The organism is Microbacterium sp. AG157 (assembly GCF_003385695.1).
Classification (GTDB): domain Bacteria; phylum Actinomycetota; class Actinomycetes; order Actinomycetales; family Microbacteriaceae; genus Microbacterium; species Microbacterium testaceum.
In genome coordinates, this window is the sequence record NZ_QRDK01000002.1 from 22,571 (window position 1) to 38,951 (window position 16,381).

The following is a 16,381-nucleotide window of genomic DNA, read 5'->3' on the forward strand; positions in this document are numbered from 1 at the left end:
CTTCCGGGTCGAACTCCGTCCCGCCACCCTTGATTCAGTACCCGGCGAATGCGTCCGTGGTCAGTGACTTCGCCTTCGCGAGCGCGGGAGCGAGCGCCGCGATGAGCCGCGGCGGACCGGAGACGTACGCGGAGCGCTGGGCGATGTCGGGGACCGTGCGGAAGAGGCCCTCGGCATCCACGCGATCGGGTCCGGCCCATACCCAGCCCGTCGGGAGATCGAGCGGCTCATCGCGCGAGAAGACCACGACGGGGATGCCGCTGGCGGCGATCTCGTCACGGAAGGCCAGCTCCGCGGCCTCTGACACCACGTAGACGAGAACCACGTCGCGGTCCTGCCCTGTCGCGACCAGGTGGCGCAGCTGCGACACGAAGGGCGTCACCCCGATGCCGGCCGCGACCAGGAGCACGGGCGAGGTCGGCCGCGACGGGAGGACGAAGTCGCCCCAGACGCCCGTGACCGCAAGCGTCGAGCCGGGTTCGACCGCGGCCAGCGCCCGCTTATAGGAGGACTGAGAGCCGTCCTTGAAGGCGATACGCACCTCGGGCAGGTCCTCAGGAGCCGAGACGATCGAGAACTCGCGGCGCGTGCCGCGAGCATCGGGGCGGCGGTGCGGCACGTCGAGCTCGAGGTACTGCCCGGGATGGAACGAGAAAGGGCGGGCGGCGTGGAACGAGAGCTCGCGCACCGTGGGCGTCACATCGCGGCGTCGCGCGACCCGCAGACGGACGGCCGCGCGCAGGCAGAACAGGAACGCGAGCAGGTTGCCCACGAGCAGAGCCCGCTCCTGGCCGAGGGTGATCTCGCCCAGCGGCAGCGGCCATCCCGCGAGGACGCCGACGAGGATCGCGACGACGTACTGCTGCACACGGCGCGGAGGCAGGGTCAGCGGCTCCGACAGCATGAAGGCGCCGAGGAAAAGGAACGGCGACGAGAACGCCACCTGCAGCAGCACGCTCGGCACGTCGACCGGAAAGCCCGCGGCCTGGAACTGCACGCTCGTGCGGAAGAACGCGACGGCCATCGCGACCACCCAGAAAACCAGGACGATCGGCAGCTTGTCGGTGCGCAACAACAGCAGAATGCCGAGCACCAGCACCGGACCCGCGAGCCACGGCGAGCCGACCCACCAGGCCGAGGAGCCGAGATCCGGCGCCCAGATGCTCACGATCGTCAGCACCGCCGCCCCCGTGGCCGCGGGGTTGAAGATGTGCCGACCCCGCCACGCGAGCAGATACTTCGACGCGGATGCCACGACCCCGGCGAGAGCGAGACCGGCCAGGCCCACCGGTTCCACCGTGGGACGCAGGACGAACAGCAGGATCCCGGCGGTGATCAGCGAGGACTCCAGGCGGCGCGGCGTCCGGAGCAGGCTCTGCGCCACCAGATCGGTGAGCGCGCACGCGGCGGCGAGCACCACCGCGCTCGAGACGATCGCGAGGGGCTGCGGCACCACCAGTCCCGCGAACGACAGGACGAGCGAGATGACGGCGAGGAGACCGAGCGACGCCATGACGAGCCGGTACATCGAGACGCGTCCGATGAGGCCGAGGACCCGGGTCGAACCGGCGGTGAGCGTGGTGCTCATGAGGGGAACCCTTCAGAGGAGTCGAGGCGGGGGGATGAATCAGGGTGAAGAGAAGATCTCGCCCGAGAAGCCGGGCGACCACTCGACGCGGCCGTCGGTGCGCATGCGCACCCAGTGAGCGTTCCAGGATGCCGCAAGCTCCGGGCCGCCGTCGAAGAACAGCGCCGTAGCGAGAGCGTCGGCGCGCATCGCGGTCTCGGCGAGAGCCCAGGTCGCCGCGTAGGCCCGCACGGGGGCGCCCGTGCGCGCATCGAGCACGTGGTGGAGGCCGTCTCCCCACGCGCGGCGGTTGATCGCCGAGGCGCAGAGCGCTCCGTCGGTCACGGTGACGACGCCGATGGCGAGCGTCGGATCGAAGGGGTGCTCGAGGCCGACGCGAACCGGGGTTCCGCGCGCGGCGAGATCGCCCGACGCGTCGACGACCACGTCGCCGTCGACGAACCGGCGCACGACGTCGAGCACGAGGTCGACCAGTCGCCCCTTGCCGAGGGCCCCGACGTCGATGGTCACGCGCGTCGCGACGCTCACGCGTTCGGCGTCCCAGGTGAGGACGTCGTGCCACGACGGGGCCGGTTGCGGGTCTCCCCCGGGCGCGAGGGTCAACCGCGCGTCGTAGCCGAGACGCGCGAGCGCGTCACCGACCAGAGGGTTCACCGCGCCGGAGGTCGCCGCGTCGAGTTCGCGATACAGCGAAAACATGGCATCCGCGTCGACCGGGACCGGGACGGATGCCGCGCGCCCCTCGGAGAGCGCCGACACGAGCGAATCGTCGCGAAATCGCGACCACTCCCGGTCGAAGCGTTCGACGACGGACGAGACCGCGTCGCGGGCGACCGAGGACAGCGGGTGCGCCGTCTCGATCGCCCACGACGTGCCGATCGCATCGAAGGCCCAGGTCGAGCCCGTCGCGATCGGAGTGCTCATGGCCGTCAGGCCTTGGCCTCGGACTTGATGGTGTCGACAGCCTTGTTGAAGCCGCCGCTCGTGAGCGAGGAGCCTGCGACCTTGCTGACCGAGATCTCGTCGAGCTTCTTGCCCACGACCTCGCTCTGGATGCCGCCGATGAACTCGCCCTGATAGCGCTTGGACTCCGCGGCCTGCGGATCGCCGGTCACCTGGACCGCGGTGACGGTGTCGCCGGCGATCGTGAGGGTGACGTCGATGGTCTCGACGCTCTCGGGGGTGGCGTACTGGCCCGTGGCCTCGTACTCGCCGTCCTTGTAGGAACCCGAGCCGGCGGCGGCACCCGAGGTACTGGTGGGCGCCGAGCTCGCGGCCGGGGCGGCGGTGTCGGCGGGGGCGGCGTCGCTGCTCGTCGCGCCGCCCGCGCACCCGGCGAGGGTGGCGATGCCGGCAACGCCCAGCAGGGCGGTGCCGATGCGGACGGGACGGGGTACGGCTGTGGTGCGGATCATGAGGGTCCTCCTTCGGTCGTGCCTCGCGGCGCGTACGTGCTCACGGTAGGGACACGACCTTGGCCGTCCCCCGGTTCATTCTTTTGTGCCGGCTATGTGTGGCCGGCGATCCGAGGGGGACGACGGTCGGCATCGCCCCGGACCGCCAGGCGGCCTTCGCGGACGATGCGCCCTGCCCGCGGCATCCGGAACCGGCGTGTCCACCCCCGCTGCACGACGGTGCGGACCGAGAACGACTCAGCCACCTCCCGAGAGGAGATGGCTGGGTGTCGAGGAAGGGACCGGTTACGCGTCGCCGCCGAACATGCTCGTGACCGAGCCGTCCTCGAAGACCTCACGGATCGCGCGGGCCAGGAGCGGCGCGATCGGCAGCACGGTGAGACGCTCAAACCGGCGGTCGGCCCCGATCGGGATGGTGTCGGTGACCACGACCTCGTCGATCGCGGGGTCCTGCAGGCGCTCGGTCGCGGGGTCGCTGAAGATCGGGTGCGTCGCGGCGACGATGACCTTGCGGGCACCGCTGGCCTTGAGGGCCTGCGCGGCCTTCTGGATCGTGCCGCCCGTGTCGATCATGTCGTCGACGAGGAGGCAGGTGCGCCCCTGCACGTCACCGACGATCTCGTGCACCGAGACCTGGTTGGCGACCTTGGGGTCACGACGCTTGTGGATGATCGCCAGCGGGGCACCGAGGCTGTCGGACCAGGTGTCGGCGACGCGCACGCGCCCCATGTCGGGAGAGACCACGGTGAGAGTCTCGCGGTCTTCGCCGGTCAGCCCCTGCTCGAAGTGCTCGAGAAGGACGGGCTTGGCGAAGAGGTGGTCGACGGGGCCGTCGAAGAAGCCCTGGATCTGCGCGGCGTGGAGGTCGACGCTCATGATGCGGTCGGCGCCGGCGGTCTTGAGCAGATCGGCGACGAGGCGGGCGCTGATGGGCTCGCGCCCGCGGCCCTTCTTGTCTTGACGCGAGTACGGGAAGTACGGCGCGACGACCGTGATGCGCTTGGCCGAGGCCCTCTTGAGGGCGTCGAGCATGATGAGCAGCTCCATCAGCCACTCGTTGACCGGGGGGCCGAACGACTGCACCACGAACACGTCGCAGCCGCGGATCGAGACCTCGAAGCGGGTGTAGATCTCGCCCGAGGCGAAGGTGCGGTGCTCAGTGGGGGCGAGCTCGGTGCCGAGGTGCTCGGCGACCTGCTTCGCGAGTTCGGGGTGCGAGCGACCGGAGGCGACGACGAGCCGCTTCTTGGTCTTGGCGACGAGCCCGGGGGCGATGCCGTTGTCGCGGTCGAGGTCTACACGATTCTTCTTACGAGCCATCGGCCGCTTCCTGTTCAGCCCGAGCCCGCGCGGCCACGTCGGCCGCCCTGGTGCCCGGTCGGTTCTTCTCGACCCACCCCTCGACGTTGCGCTGGGGTGCCACGCTGAGCGCCAGTGCACCGGCCGGGACGTCCTTGCGGATCACCGCTCCGGCGCCCGTCTTGGCGCCCGCTCCAATCGTAACCGGCGCGACGAAGACGTTGTGCGATCCGCTGTGCACCTCGTCGCCGATCACCGTGCGGTGCTTGGCGATGTCGTCGTAGTTGGCGGTGATCGCGCCGGCGCCGAGGTTGACGCCGCGGCCGATCTCGGTGTCGCCGATGTACGAGAGATGCGGCACCTTGCTGCCCTCTCCGATCGAGGAGTTCTTCACCTCGACGAAGGTGCCGACCTTGCCGTTCACGCCCACCCGCGCATTGGCGCGGAGGTAGGCGAACGGACCGACCGTGGCGCCCGCCTCGACGACGGCCAGGGTGCCGTCGGTGCGGGTGACCGTGGCGTTCTCGCCCACCTCGCAGTCGACGAGGCTCGTGTCGGGGCCGATCGTGGCACCCGAGGCGATGACGGTCGCTCCGCGCACGTGCGTGTTGGGGAGGATTGTGACATCGGGGGCGAGGGTCGCGGTGACGTCGATCCAGGTCGTGGCGGGATCGACGACGGTGACGCCCTCGAGCTGCCAGCGACGCACCGTGCGGGCGTTGAGCGTGCGCCCGGCCTCGGACAGCTGGACGCGATCGTTGACGCCGAGAGCGGCCGAGGCGTCGGAGGTGACGGATGCCGCAACCCCCAGCCGCGCGTCACGGAGCAGACCGACCACGTCGGTGAGGTACTTCTCGCCCTGGGCGTTCGAGGTGCCCACCTGTGCGAGCTGGGCGCGCAGGGGCGCCGCCTGGAACACGTAGACCCCGACGTTGATCTCGGTCACCGCGGCCTCGTCGGCCGTGGCGTCTTTCTGTTCGACGATGCGGCGTACGCCGTCGGTCTCGTCGCGGAGGATGCGGCCGTACCCGAAAGGTTGATCGACGCGGGCGCTCAGCAGGGTGACCGCGGTACCGCCCGTGCGGTGCGTCGCGAGGAGCTCGGTGAGCGTGCCGGTCTCGAGGAGCGGCACGTCGGCACTGAGCACGAGCACATCGCCCTCGAAGCCGTCGAGGGCGTCGAGGGCGACCTCGACCGCGCGGCCGGTGCCCGGCACCTCGTCCTGATCGACGATCACGACGCCGGGCGCGAGTTCCGACACGGTCTCGGCGACGAGCTCGCGCTCGTGGCGCACGACGACGACGATGCGAGCCGGGTCGAGGGATGCCGCGGTGTCGAGCACATGACCGACCAGCGGACGACCGCCGACAGGGTGCAGCACCTTGGGGGTGCGGGAGCGCATGCGCGTTCCCTGACCCGCAGCGAGGACGACGACGGCCAACTCGGTCGGTGATGTCATGCTCCGCCGCCAGGATTCGAACCTAGACCTAACAGCTCCAAAGGCTGTCGTGCTGCCGTTACACCACGGCGGACCGTGCCCGCGGGCACCGGTCAAGTCTGCCAGACCCGAGCGCCGCGCGTTCCGCCCGCGGCGCGCGCCGACGGTGGGCCGGGTACTCGACATAATGAGTTCGTGGCCCGGGACAGCGACGAAGTCGACCGCATCGTCGATGCGTGGATGCGACAGCGCCCCGATCTGGACTTCTCGCCCCTCGAGGTGCTCTCGCGTGTCGCTCGCCTCTCGCGACACCTCGACATCGCCCGCAAAGAGGCGTTCCGCCGCAGCGACATCGAGTCGTGGGAGTGGGACGTGCTCTCGGCCCTTCGGCGCGCGGGCGAGCCCTACCAGCTGAGCCCGAAGCAGCTTCTGCAGCAGACGCTGGTGTCCAGCGGCACCATGACGAACCGCATCGACCGGCTGGTCGCGCGCCGTTTCGTGCGCCGTGAGGCCGACCCCGGCGACGGACGGAGCATCCTGGTGACCCTGACCGACGACGGACGAGTACGGGTGGATGCCGCGATCACCCGTCTCGTCGACGCTGAGGCCCTCCTGCTCGAGGGCCTCTCGCGCGGCGACCGCGACCGCCTCGCGACGTTGCTGCGCAAGTTGAGTCTGGGATTCGACGCGTGAGCGCGCCGGTGGAATCTCGCTCTCGCTGGGCCCGCGTGCGGGCGTGGTTCGGCGTGCGCTTCCGCTCCCCCGCGGCGATCTACGGCCTGATCGTCTTCGCGGCCTTCGTCTCGATCGCCGACGATCACGCCGAGGATGTGTGGGAGGTGCTCTGGAGCGCCTCGGTGTCTCTCGTGGTGTTCTTCATCGCGCACGTGTTCGCCCACACCCTCACCGAGCACGCCGACCACGGCCTGCGTCGCGCGACCCGCGAGGGAATGCGCCATGGCGCCGGCATGCTCTACGCCTCGGTGCCGTCGATCCTGGTCCTCGTGTGGGCCGGCCTCACCGGCGTGTCGGTGGACGATGCTTTCGAGGCCTGCATGTGGGCGACCTTCGCGGTGCTCGCGCTGCTGGGCTACGGCGCGTACGCCCGGCGGAAGGCGGCGATCGCCGTTCGCCTGCTCGGCGCGTTCGCCACCGCCTGCCTCGGCATCTTCATCGTCGCGCTCGAATACGGCATCCACTGACGGCATCCCTCGACGACGTCCCATGACCGGGCGCGAGCGCCCCGGCACCCTCGGCACGACGCGGCAGGAACGGCGATCAGTCCCGAGCGACCGCCCGGCGACGGGCGCGGCTGCGCAGGACGAAGCCGGCGACGACAGCCAGGAGGGCCCCGAGTCCCGCAACGCCCGCGACCTGCGCCCCCGTGACGGCGAGGTCCGACCCGCCCGCGGCGACGGGGACCGGGGTCGTCGAGGCCGAGGCGCGCGGAGTGGCCGTGACGGTGGCCGCCGGGTCGGGGCCGACCGACGCCGAGGCGCTCGGCGACGGCGCGGCGATGGTCGGGGCCGTCGTCGGAGTCGGACGGGGCTGACCCGGAACAGACCAGCCCGCTGCGGTGAGGGTCACGGGAACACTGACCACCGAGACGACCGACGAGGGGATCCCGGACGAGAGCGCGAGGCACTCGAGGCTGAGGGTCGCCGCGGTCGTTCCCGAGGGGACCGCGGCACTGAACGACGACCCCATGGGGACGCTGACGGCCGCTCCCCCGTTCACGGGCACGGTCGCCGACACCACGACGGTGCTGCCCCCGGCCGCCACCGTCAGGCGCGCGCCGTCGCGCGTACCGGCGGGGCAGCCGTCGGCGAAGTCCGCGGTGGCGAACGACGGGTAGGCGGCGGCGTCACCCGAAAAGACGGCCGCGCCGCCGGCATCCCGCAGCACGAGGGGGCTCGCCGCGGAGGCGGCCAGGGTACCGAGCGGAACGAGACCCGCGACGAGCACCGCGGCGGCGACGGGAAGGAGACGGGTGGGCACGGGCGTGGACGACATGGCTGCTCTCGATCGGGTGGTGAGGACGAACGGACTGTGCCCCACGGTTCGGTCTACCGGGTGAACGGGTGACGACGTGAACATCACCCGGCGGCCACCCGCCATTCACCCGCAATCCCTACGTTCCCGGCGACCCCTCTCACGAAAGTGCCCGATGCCCACTCACATCCCTTCCGGCTTCTCCCGCCGTACCTTCCTCGCCGCGGCGGCCGCCGCCGTCACCACGGCATCCGCGGCGTCGTCGTTCGGCCCCGCCGCCTCTTCGATCGCGACCGCCGCGACCCCCGCCGCCGTCACTGACCCGAAGGCCCTGCGCTGGCTGGTCTTCGACCACCACGTGCACTCGGTCTACTCGCACGACGCGAAGTATGCGATGACGACGATCCTCGACCAGGCCCAGCGTTTCGGAGTGGATGCCATCGCTTTCACGGAACACAGCAACGTCGGTCACGCGAACGTCGGCGGTGTCTTCAACGCGGCCCGAGAGATCGAGGCGGCGCGGACGGCGCGCCCCGACCTGCTCGTGTTCCAGGGACTGGAGTGGTACATCCCCGCCGCCGAGCACGGGACGGTCCTCGTCGCACCCGGCCCCCGGGTCACCGAGGTGCTGCGCCGGTTCGAACTCGACTACGACGGCAAGCTGAACAAGTGGGAGAAGCCCCGGCCCAACACCAGCGACGCCGCGGACTGGCTGAAACACGCCGTCGACGGCATCTCATGGCTCGGCCAGCAGCGGAGGGCGGGAACGGTCGCCGACGTGCTGGTGCTCGCCAATCACCCCAGCCGCCTCGGCATCGACTCCCCCGGCGAACTCCGCGCGTGGCAGGACGCCGACCCCGACGTCTTCGTCGGCTTCGAGGGCGCACCGGGCGCGCAGGCCTCGGGTCTCGCCGCGAACACCACCGACCGCTCTCAGCGCGGCGAGTACGAGAACGCGCGCAGCGACTACTCCTACCCCGGGTTCCCCAGCGAGGCCTACCGGGCGCACGGCGGGTTCGACTGGATGACGGCCGTCGTCGGCGGCATGTGGGACGCCCTGCTCAGTGAGGGCCGGCGCTGGTGGATCACCACGAACAGCGACCTGCACCTGAAGAACTTCGACACCACCCGCGTGGGCGACTTCCCCACCGGCTCCGGATGGGACAGCGGAGCGACGCTCGCGAACTTCAACCGCGCGGGCCGCCGCCCCGACCCCGTGTCGACCGCGGCGCCGCAGGGCGGCAGCGACCTCTGGCCGGGCGAGTTCAGCCGGACGCACGTCGGCGCCGTCGACAAGACGCACACGGCGGTCCTCGACGCCGTGCGCGCGGGGCGCATGTGGGTCGACCACGGCCACCTCGTCGCCGGCCTGTCGGTGACCCTGCGGGCGGTCGACGACACCGCCAACAGCGCCACCCTCGGCGGAACGCTTCGCGTGCCGGTGGGGACGAAGATCGAGATCGTCATCGACGTCGAACCGACCGCGCAGCGCAACTCCGCCGGCATCCTGCCCCGTCTGGCCCACCTCGATGTGATCCGCGGCGAGATCACCGGCGCAGTGAGCGACCGCGACGCAATGGTCGCCCCGCGCACCCGCGTCATCGAGTTGCGTGACGTGAGCGATCGCAGTGGCTCGCCCTTCCAAATCGTGATCCCGGTGGGAACGGCCGACCTCGACGGCTACGTGCGCGTGCGCGGCTCCGACGGCAAGGTGCACGGCACCGGCCCCCGCGGCGCCGAGGTCGACCCGCGGGCACCTCAGCCCCACGCGGCCGGGCAGGGGAACCCCTGGCTCGACACGTGGCTCTACACGAACCCGATCTTCGTGGCGGTGCGCTGATCTCACGTCGAACGGCCCGTCCTCAGCCGGGGGCGGGCCGTTCGGCGTGAGAGGAGGAGATCCGGGCAGCGGAGGACGCTCGAGGTGCGAAACGTCCTCCGCTCCGTGATCCTCCTCCGCTCCTCGGCGCTCGCCCGGGGAGAGCTCAGCCGATGCTCTCGATGAGCTCGAACCAGGTCATCTCGAGCTCGTCGCGCTCGGCCTCGAGCGCGGAGATGCGCTGCATCTCTGTTCCGAGCCCCGCGTAGTCGGCCTGATCGTGATCGGCGAGCGCCGCCTTGGCCTTGTCGATCTGCTGCTGCAGCTTCTCGATGCGCCGCTCGGTGGCCGAGGCCTCCTTCTGCGCGGCGCGCAGCTCGGCCCCCTGCAGGCCCGGCGTCGCAGCGGCGCCGCTCGTCGCCGCGGGCCGCGAGGGCTCGGCATCGTGAATCGCCCGTAGACGCAGGTACTCGTCGACGCCCCCGGGGAGGTGCCGGAGCTTCGCGTCGAGGATCGCGTACTGCTGGTCGGTGACGCGCTCGAGGAAGTACCGGTCGTGCGAGACCACGATGAGGGTGCCCGACCACGAGTCGAGCAGGTCTTCCATGGCCGCGAGCATGTCGGTGTCGAGATCGTTGGTGGGCTCGTCGAGGATCAACACGTTGGGCTGGTCCAGCAGCACCAGCAGCAGCTGCAGGCGTCGCTTCTGACCGCCGGAAAGGTCTTTCACCGGGGTCGAGAGCTGCGCGCTCGAGAACCCGAGGCGCTCGAGGAGCTCGCCGGGAGTGAGCTCTTTCGCCTTCGACCCCGTGCCGAACGAGTACGTCGTGCGCAGTCCCGAGATCACCACGCGCACGGGGTCGTTCAGGTGCTGCTCGAGCTCGTCGAGACGCTGGGTGAGGGTGGCGACCTTCACCGTCTTGCCGCGCTTGACGCGGCCGCTGGTGGGCTCGAGCGAGCCGGTCACCAGGTTCAGCAGGGTCGACTTGCCCGCGCCGTTCACGCCCAGGATGCCGGTGCGCTCCCCCGGCGCGATGCGCCACTCGACGTCCTTCAGCACCGTCTTGTCGCCGTAGGCCACACCCGCGTCGAGCAGATCGACGACGTCCTTACCGAGACGTGCCACTGCCAGGGATTGCAGGGCGACCTTGTCGCGGATCTCGGGAACGTCGGCGATGAGTTCGTTGGCCGCATCGATGCGGAACTTCGGCTTCGACGTGCGCGCCGGGGCCCCGCGGCGCAGCCACGCGAGCTCTTTGCGGGCCAGGTTCTGACGACGTTGTTCGATGGATGCCGCCTGACGGTCACGCTCCACGCGCTGCAGGATGTACGCCGCATAGCCGCCCTCGAAGGGCTCGACGAGACGGTCGTGCACCTCCCACGTGGCGGTGCAGATCTCGTCGAGGAACCACCGGTCGTGCGTGACGACGAGAAGGCCGCCCGCGGAAGGCGCCCACCGCTTCTTGAGGTGCCCCGCGAGCCAGGTGATGGCCTCGACGTCGAGGTGGTTGGTGGGCTCGTCGAGGAACAGCACGTCCCAATCGCCCGAGAGCAGCTTCGCCAGCGCCACACGACGGCGCTGACCGCCCGACAGGTCGCCGAGACGCGCGTCCCACGACAGGTCGCCCAGGAGCCCCGCGATCACATCGCGCGTACGTGCGTCACCGGCCCACTCGTGCTCGGGGCGGTCGCCGACGACCGCGTGGCCGATCGTGTCGTCATCGTCGAGGGTGTCCTGCTGGTCGAGCACTCCCACGGTGACACCGCCGCGGACCGTCACGCGCCCCCCGTCGGGTTCGCGGATGCCGGCGAGCATGCCGAGCAGACTCGATTTGCCGTCGCCGTTGCGGCCGACGATGCCGATCCGGTCGCCTTCGTTCACCCCGAGAGAGACGGAGTCAAAGACGACCTTGGTCGGGTATTCCAGGTGCAGGGCTTCGCCCCCGAGCAGGTGTGCCATATCCGTCCCAGGCTACGCGCTGCCCGGGGTGTGCCCGCGCGCCGGGGTGCCGGCATCCGGGATCTCCTGCTTCCCGTCGCCCATCTGGCGCGCTACGGACGAGACGATCGCAGACGCACCCCGGATGCCGGCACCCGGGGCCGCGGTCGGAACGACGACGGGGCCGCCCGGCGAACCGGACGACCCCGCGTGACGTGACGGCTCAGAAGCCGTTGGCCGAGAGCCACTCCTTGGCGATGTCGGCGGACGACTTCTGGTCGACGGTCGACTCGACGTTCATCGCGACGAGAGCGTCCTCCGTGAGGGCGGCGCTGACCTTGTTCAGCACGTCCGAGACCTCGGAAGCGACCTTCGAGTTGACCACCGGCACGACGTTCGACGCCAGGAACAGGCCCTTGGGATCGGTCAGCGTGACCAGGTTGTCGGTCTTGATGCGGGGGTCGGCCGTGTAGACGTTGGCGACCTGGACGGTGCCGGCGACGAGGTCGTCGACCGTGGTCTCACCGGTGGGCGAGAACTGGACGGTGACGCCGTAGGTCGACTGCAGACCGGTGGGTCCGTAGGGACGCTCGGCGAGTTCGGCGTTGCCGCCGAGGGTCACACCCGACGTCACCTTCGCGAGGTCGGCGATCGAGGTGAGGCCGTTCGCGTCGGCGAAGGCCTTCGTCACGGTGTACGAGTCCTGGTCGGTGGCCTGCGACTGGTCGAGGACCTCGAGGCCCTCGGGCAGGGCGGCCGGCAGAGCCGCGTACACGTCGTCGGAGGTGCGCGCGGTGGTGTCCTTCTCGAAGAACTGCAGCAGATTACCGGTGTACTCGGGGAAGACCGAGACGGTGCCGTCCTCGAGCAGCGGGATGTACGCGTCGCGCTGACCGATCTGGAACTGGCGCTTCACGGTCTTGCCGGCACCCTCGAGCGCCTGCGCGTAGATCTCGGCGATGATCTCGTTCGAGTAGTAGGCCTGCGAGCCGACCACGATGGTGTCGCTCGAGGCGCTGGCGTCGCCACCGCCGTTGCTGAGGGGATCGCTGGAGCCGCCGCCGCAACCGGCGAGGGCGAGCGAGGCGACCGCGAGGCCGGCGAACAGGCCGAGGCCCTTCTTGGTTCGTGCTGTGAACATGGGTGCTCTCTTTTCTGGTGATTCGGGAATCGAGTGTGGGTCAGGGGGTCGCCGGAGGCGCGGTCGGTGCTCCCACGGCGAGGGCTTCGGCGCGACGCTGACGGGAGGAGCGCCGCTGCGGCTGCGCTGAGCCGGCGGCACGGATGCCACGGGGCACGACGAGATGCTGGAGCAGGGCGAAGAGCCCGTCGATGACGAGCGCGAGAACGGCGACGAGGATCGCCCCGCCGATCAGGATGTCGAACCGGCGGAGCGGGATCGCGGCGATGATGTACTGTCCGAGCCCGCCGAGGCCGATGTACGCGGCGATCGTGACGGTGGCGAGCACCTGCAGGGTGGCGGCGCGGATGCCGCCGACCAGCAGCGGCAGGCCGAGCGGCACTTCGATGCGCCACAGGATCTGCGACTCGGTCATGCCCATCGACCGGCCCGCGTCGATCACGCGGCGGTCGATGGCCTCGAAGCCGGTGTACGCACCGGCGAGCAGGGAGGGAATCGCCAGGACCACGAACGAGATGATCGCAGCCTCGGGCTTGTGCAGGACACCGAGAAGCAGCGTCAGAAGGATCAAGAGGCCGAAGGACGGGATCGCGCGAGCGGCGCCCGAGATCGCGACAGCCGTCTCGCGCCCCTTGCCGGTGTGGCCGATGTACCAGCCCAGCGGGATGGCGATCGCCCCCGCGATGACCACGGCGATCAGCGTGTACAGCATCTGCACGCCGATGGCCACGGGGATGGAATCGAACTGGCCCGGGTCGCCCGAGAAGATCCAGGCGATCGCGTCGCCAACGAGGTTCATGCCTTCACCAGCGTTCGGTTGGCCTGACGCGAGACGGTCTTCGTGCCGCGCGTCCAGGGCATGAGTAGACGGCCCGCGATCACGAGCAGCAGGTCGATGACCAGCGCGAGCACCACGACGGCGACCACGCCCGCGAAGACCTCGGGGATGATGCGCCGCTGGAGCCCGTTGGTGAACAGGTAGCCGATGTTCTGGATGCCGACGAGGATGCCGACCGTGGCCAGCGCGATCGTGCTGGCCGAGGCGACGCGCAGGCCCGCGAGCACGACGGGGCCGGCCAGCGGGAACTCCACCGCCCAGAAGCGACGGAAGGAGCCGTAGCCGATGGCCGTGGAGGCCTGGCGCACGCCGGCATCCACCGAATCGAGACCGTCGGCCACCGCGCGCACGAGGATTGCGACCGCGTAGATCGCGAGGGCGACGATCAGATTCGTCTCGCTGACGATGCTGTACCAGCCGGTGACGACGGGCACGAGGATCAGCAGGGCGAGGGAGGGGATCGTGTAGAGCAGCCCGGTGATGGTGATGACACCGCTGCGCACGAGTCGGTATCGCCACGCGACCCAGCCCAGCGGGACGCTCAAGACGAAGCCCGCGATCAGCGCGATGATGCTCTGGCGCAGGTGCACCAGGGTGAGTTCCCCGATCAGGTCGAGGTTGTTGCCGACCCAGTTCACGGGTGGGAATCCTCCACGAGCGCACCCTGTGTGCGGCCCTCGGCATCCACGACGACCGTTCCGGTCGCCGTCTGCTTCAGGTGCAGGGCACGCTTGCCCTTGACCGCGCCGATGAAGCTCGCGACGAAGTCGCTCGCGGGGTTCTCGACGATCTCGCTGGGGGTTCCGACCTGCGCGATCTTCGCGCCCTTCTCGAGGATGACGACCTGGTCTCCGAGCAGGAACGCCTCGTCGATGTCGTGCGTGACGAAGACGATGGTCTTGCCGATCTCGCTCTGCAGACGAAGGAGCTCCTGCTGCAGTTCATCGCGGACGATCGGGTCGACGGCACCGAAGGGCTCGTCCATGAGAAGGATGTTGGGGTCGGCGGCGAGACCGCGCGCGACGCCCACGCGCTGCTGCTGCCCGCCGGAGAGCTGGCTGGGGTATCTGTCGGCCATCGCCGCGTCGAGACCCACCGTCTTCATCAGCTCGAGCGCCCGGGCGCGGGCCGTCTTGCGGTTCTGCCCCTGCAGCACCGGCACGGTGGCGATGTTGTCGGCCACCGTGAAATGCGGCAGCAGCCCCGAATTCTGCATCACGTAGCCGATGCTCCGGCGAAGCTGCACCGCGGGCTTGCCGCCGATGTCGGCACCGTCGATGCTGATGGTGCCGGACGACGGCTCGACCATGCGGTTGATCATGCGCAGCAGCGTCGTCTTGCCGCAGCCGGACGAGCCCACGAAGACGGTCGTCTTGCGCGAGGGGATGACGAGATGGAAGTCGTCGACAGCACGTGTGCCGTCGGGGAAGACCTTGGAGACGGCCGAGAACTCGATCATGCGCTCACCCGACCTCAGTCGGAGACCACGACCTTCCGGTCGAAGGCGACGTAGCCCGCGAAATCCTTGCCCACGCGCTCGACGGCTCCGGGGTACAGGTCGGGGTACGACCACGCGCCGTCGGTCAGTTCGGCGCCGTCCAGGGCGACGTTCCAGTACTGAGCTGCGCCCTTCCAGGGGCAGGTGTACGGGGTGGGGCTCTTGTGCAGGGCACCCTCGCGAACGGACTGCGGCGGGAAGTACCAGTTCCCCTCGATCGAGGCAAGGTCGTCGCGGTCGGCTTCGGCGATCACGACGCCGTCGAGCACTGCCTTCATGGGAACCCCCTTCGTGGCGTCCCGCGGGCACGGCGCCGAGCGGTGACGGATCACTTTCCCCGAGGCTAACGAGGCCGTCGGCGCCGAAAGCGCAGATTGCCCCGTGTGTCGACCTGGGCTATGGTGCGGCGCGGTCAGACCACGCGGGCGCCGGGGACGGGCCCGTGCACGTGCAGAGCGACGAGACCGGCGGCGCTGAGGGTGACCTGCAGGTCGATCGCCGAGGCTTCGTCCGCCGCGAGGAACGCCAGCGTCGGACCCGATCCCGAGACGATCCCCGCCAGGGCACCCGAGCTCTCGCCGCGCTCGAGAACGCGCGCGAGGTCGGGGCGCAGGTGCAGGGCCGGAGCCTGGAGATCGTTGCGAAGAGTGGCCGCCAGCATTTCCGCGTCGCCCTGGCGGAGAGCATGCAGCACGTCGCGATCGACCGCGGGAACGCGAGGCGCCGGGCCGATGTCGATCGCATGGCGCCGGCGATGCGCGTCGAGCTCGCCGTACACGACGGGGGTCGACATGCCGATGTCGTTGGGGACGAGCACCCAGTCGAATCGTCCGCGCGCGAGCGCCGGGCTCAGCTGGTCGCCGCGACCGGTACCGACGGCGGTCCCCCCGAGCAGCGCGAAAGGCACATCGGCACCGAGCCGAGCCGCGAGACGCACGAGCTCGCTCGTCGGCATGCCGAGGCCCCAGAGGGCATCGCATGCCACGAGCGCCGCAGCCGCATCGGCGGATCCGCCGCCCATGCCACCGGCGACGGGGACGGCCTTGCGTACAGCGAGGTGAGCGCCGCGGTCGACACCGGCGGTCTGCGCGAGCAGACGAGCGGCACGGACGGCGAGATTGCGGTCGTCGGTGGGCACGCCCTCGACGTCGACCGGGCCGCGTGCGGCGACCTCGATCGTGATGTCGTCAGCGGGGGTTGCGACCATCTCCTCGTACAGCGAGACCGCCTGGAACGCGGTCGCGAGCTCGTGATAGCCGTCGTCCTGCACATCGCCGACCTCGAGGAAGACGTTGATCTTGCCGGGTGCACGAACGCGGACGGATGCCGGTATGTGCATGCTCATCGCGTCTCCCGTCGTCCCGCGCGCCGGTCGCGCTCACCGTGTGCGAGACTGGAACGTCGGCCCGCTTCC

16 protein-coding genes and 1 tRNA gene are annotated in these 16,381 nt (G+C 70.3%); 3 read left to right on the top strand and 14 right to left on the bottom strand.

Annotated features, from left to right (window positions below):
• Positions 1 to 34: 34 nt before the first annotated feature.
• From DEU35_RS05980 to DEU35_RS06005, 6 genes are all read right to left on the bottom strand, one after another.
• Positions 35 to 1,588 carry an FAD-dependent oxidoreductase gene (locus DEU35_RS05980; RefSeq protein WP_116238937.1) on the bottom strand — a complete coding sequence of 518 codons (1,554 nt, stop codon included), beginning with the start codon at positions 1,586 to 1,588 and terminating at the stop codon, positions 35 to 37.
• Positions 1,589 to 1,627: 39 nt separating this feature from the next.
• Positions 1,628 to 2,512 (bottom strand): FAD:protein FMN transferase, encoded by an 885-nt coding sequence (locus DEU35_RS05985; RefSeq protein ID WP_116238938.1) that lies wholly within the window; start codon positions 2,510 to 2,512, stop codon positions 1,628 to 1,630.
• Positions 2,513 to 2,517: 5 nt separating this feature from the next.
• Positions 2,518 to 3,003 carry a hypothetical protein gene (locus DEU35_RS05990; protein ID WP_103206380.1) on the bottom strand — a complete coding sequence of 162 codons (486 nt, stop codon included), beginning with the start codon at positions 3,001 to 3,003 and terminating at the stop codon, positions 2,518 to 2,520.
• A gap of 285 nt (positions 3,004 to 3,288) precedes the next feature.
• Entirely contained in the window at positions 3,289 to 4,323 is a 1,035-nt protein-coding gene (locus tag DEU35_RS05995; protein ID WP_103206379.1) for a ribose-phosphate diphosphokinase, read from the bottom strand.
• Complete coding sequence (gene glmU, locus DEU35_RS06000) at positions 4,313 to 5,761, bottom strand: bifunctional UDP-N-acetylglucosamine diphosphorylase/glucosamine-1-phosphate N-acetyltransferase GlmU (RefSeq protein WP_116238939.1); 1,449 nt, start codon at positions 5,759 to 5,761, stop codon at positions 4,313 to 4,315. Before glmU ends, DEU35_RS05995 begins: the two co-directional genes overlap by 11 nt.
• A gap of 1 nt (position 5,762) precedes the next feature.
• A tRNA-Gln gene (locus DEU35_RS06005) sits at positions 5,763 to 5,834 on the bottom strand.
• Between the two features lie 146 nt (positions 5,835 to 5,980).
• Here DEU35_RS06005 and DEU35_RS06010 point away from each other — a divergent pair.
• Both DEU35_RS06010 and DEU35_RS06015 read left to right on the top strand, forming a co-directional pair.
• Entirely contained in the window at positions 5,981 to 6,433 is a 453-nt protein-coding gene (locus DEU35_RS06010; RefSeq protein WP_174799651.1) for a MarR family winged helix-turn-helix transcriptional regulator, read from the top strand.
• Positions 6,434 to 6,441: 8 nt separating this feature from the next.
• Entirely contained in the window at positions 6,442 to 6,942 is a 501-nt protein-coding gene (locus tag DEU35_RS06015) for a hypothetical protein (protein ID WP_116238940.1), read from the top strand.
• A gap of 76 nt (positions 6,943 to 7,018) precedes the next feature.
• On the opposite strand, the gene DEU35_RS06020 is transcribed toward DEU35_RS06015, so the two are convergent.
• Positions 7,019 to 7,753, bottom strand: a complete 735-nt coding sequence (locus tag DEU35_RS06020; protein WP_116238941.1) for a hypothetical protein — start codon at positions 7,751 to 7,753, stop codon at positions 7,019 to 7,021.
• 154 nt (positions 7,754 to 7,907) lie between these two features.
• Between DEU35_RS06020 and DEU35_RS06025 the strand changes: the two genes are divergently transcribed.
• Positions 7,908 to 9,572 carry a PHP domain-containing protein gene (locus tag DEU35_RS06025; protein ID WP_116238942.1) on the top strand — a complete coding sequence of 555 codons (1,665 nt, stop codon included), beginning with the start codon at positions 7,908 to 7,910 and terminating at the stop codon, positions 9,570 to 9,572.
• A gap of 145 nt (positions 9,573 to 9,717) precedes the next feature.
• Here DEU35_RS06025 and DEU35_RS06030 read toward each other — a convergent pair whose 3' ends face one another.
• The 7 genes from DEU35_RS06030 to DEU35_RS06060 all read right to left on the bottom strand — a co-directional run bounded on the left by DEU35_RS06030 (position 9,718) and on the right by DEU35_RS06060 (position 16,306).
• On the bottom strand, positions 9,718 to 11,511 hold the full coding sequence (locus DEU35_RS06030; RefSeq protein ID WP_116238943.1) for an ABC-F family ATP-binding cassette domain-containing protein: 1,794 nt from the start codon (positions 11,509 to 11,511) through the stop codon (positions 9,718 to 9,720).
• A 202-nt stretch (positions 11,512 to 11,713) separates the two neighbouring features.
• On the bottom strand, positions 11,714 to 12,631 hold the full coding sequence (locus tag DEU35_RS06035) for an ABC transporter substrate-binding protein (protein WP_116238944.1): 918 nt from the start codon (positions 12,629 to 12,631) through the stop codon (positions 11,714 to 11,716).
• Between the two features lie 40 nt (positions 12,632 to 12,671).
• Complete coding sequence (locus DEU35_RS06040) at positions 12,672 to 13,430, bottom strand: ABC transporter permease (RefSeq protein WP_103206370.1); 759 nt, start codon at positions 13,428 to 13,430, stop codon at positions 12,672 to 12,674.
• A complete protein-coding gene (locus tag DEU35_RS06045) occupies positions 13,427 to 14,107 on the bottom strand; it encodes an ABC transporter permease (protein ID WP_103206369.1) in 681 nt (226 codons plus the stop codon). Before DEU35_RS06045 ends, DEU35_RS06040 begins: the two co-directional genes overlap by 4 nt.
• Positions 14,104 to 14,928, bottom strand: coding sequence for an ABC transporter ATP-binding protein (locus tag DEU35_RS06050; protein ID WP_103206368.1), 825 nt, complete (start codon positions 14,926 to 14,928; stop codon positions 14,104 to 14,106). The genes DEU35_RS06045 and DEU35_RS06050 overlap by 4 nt, the downstream gene beginning before the upstream one ends.
• Positions 14,929 to 14,942: 14 nt before the next feature.
• The gene (locus DEU35_RS06055; RefSeq protein WP_103206367.1) at positions 14,943 to 15,245 is read right to left on the bottom strand and encodes a DUF427 domain-containing protein; all 303 of its coding nucleotides are present in this window, start codon (positions 15,243 to 15,245) and stop codon (positions 14,943 to 14,945) included.
• Positions 15,246 to 15,379: 134 nt separating this feature from the next.
• Positions 15,380 to 16,306, bottom strand: a complete 927-nt coding sequence (locus DEU35_RS06060; protein WP_116239337.1) for a 4-(cytidine 5'-diphospho)-2-C-methyl-D-erythritol kinase — start codon at positions 16,304 to 16,306, stop codon at positions 15,380 to 15,382.
• Between the last annotated feature and the right edge of the window lie 75 nt (positions 16,307 to 16,381).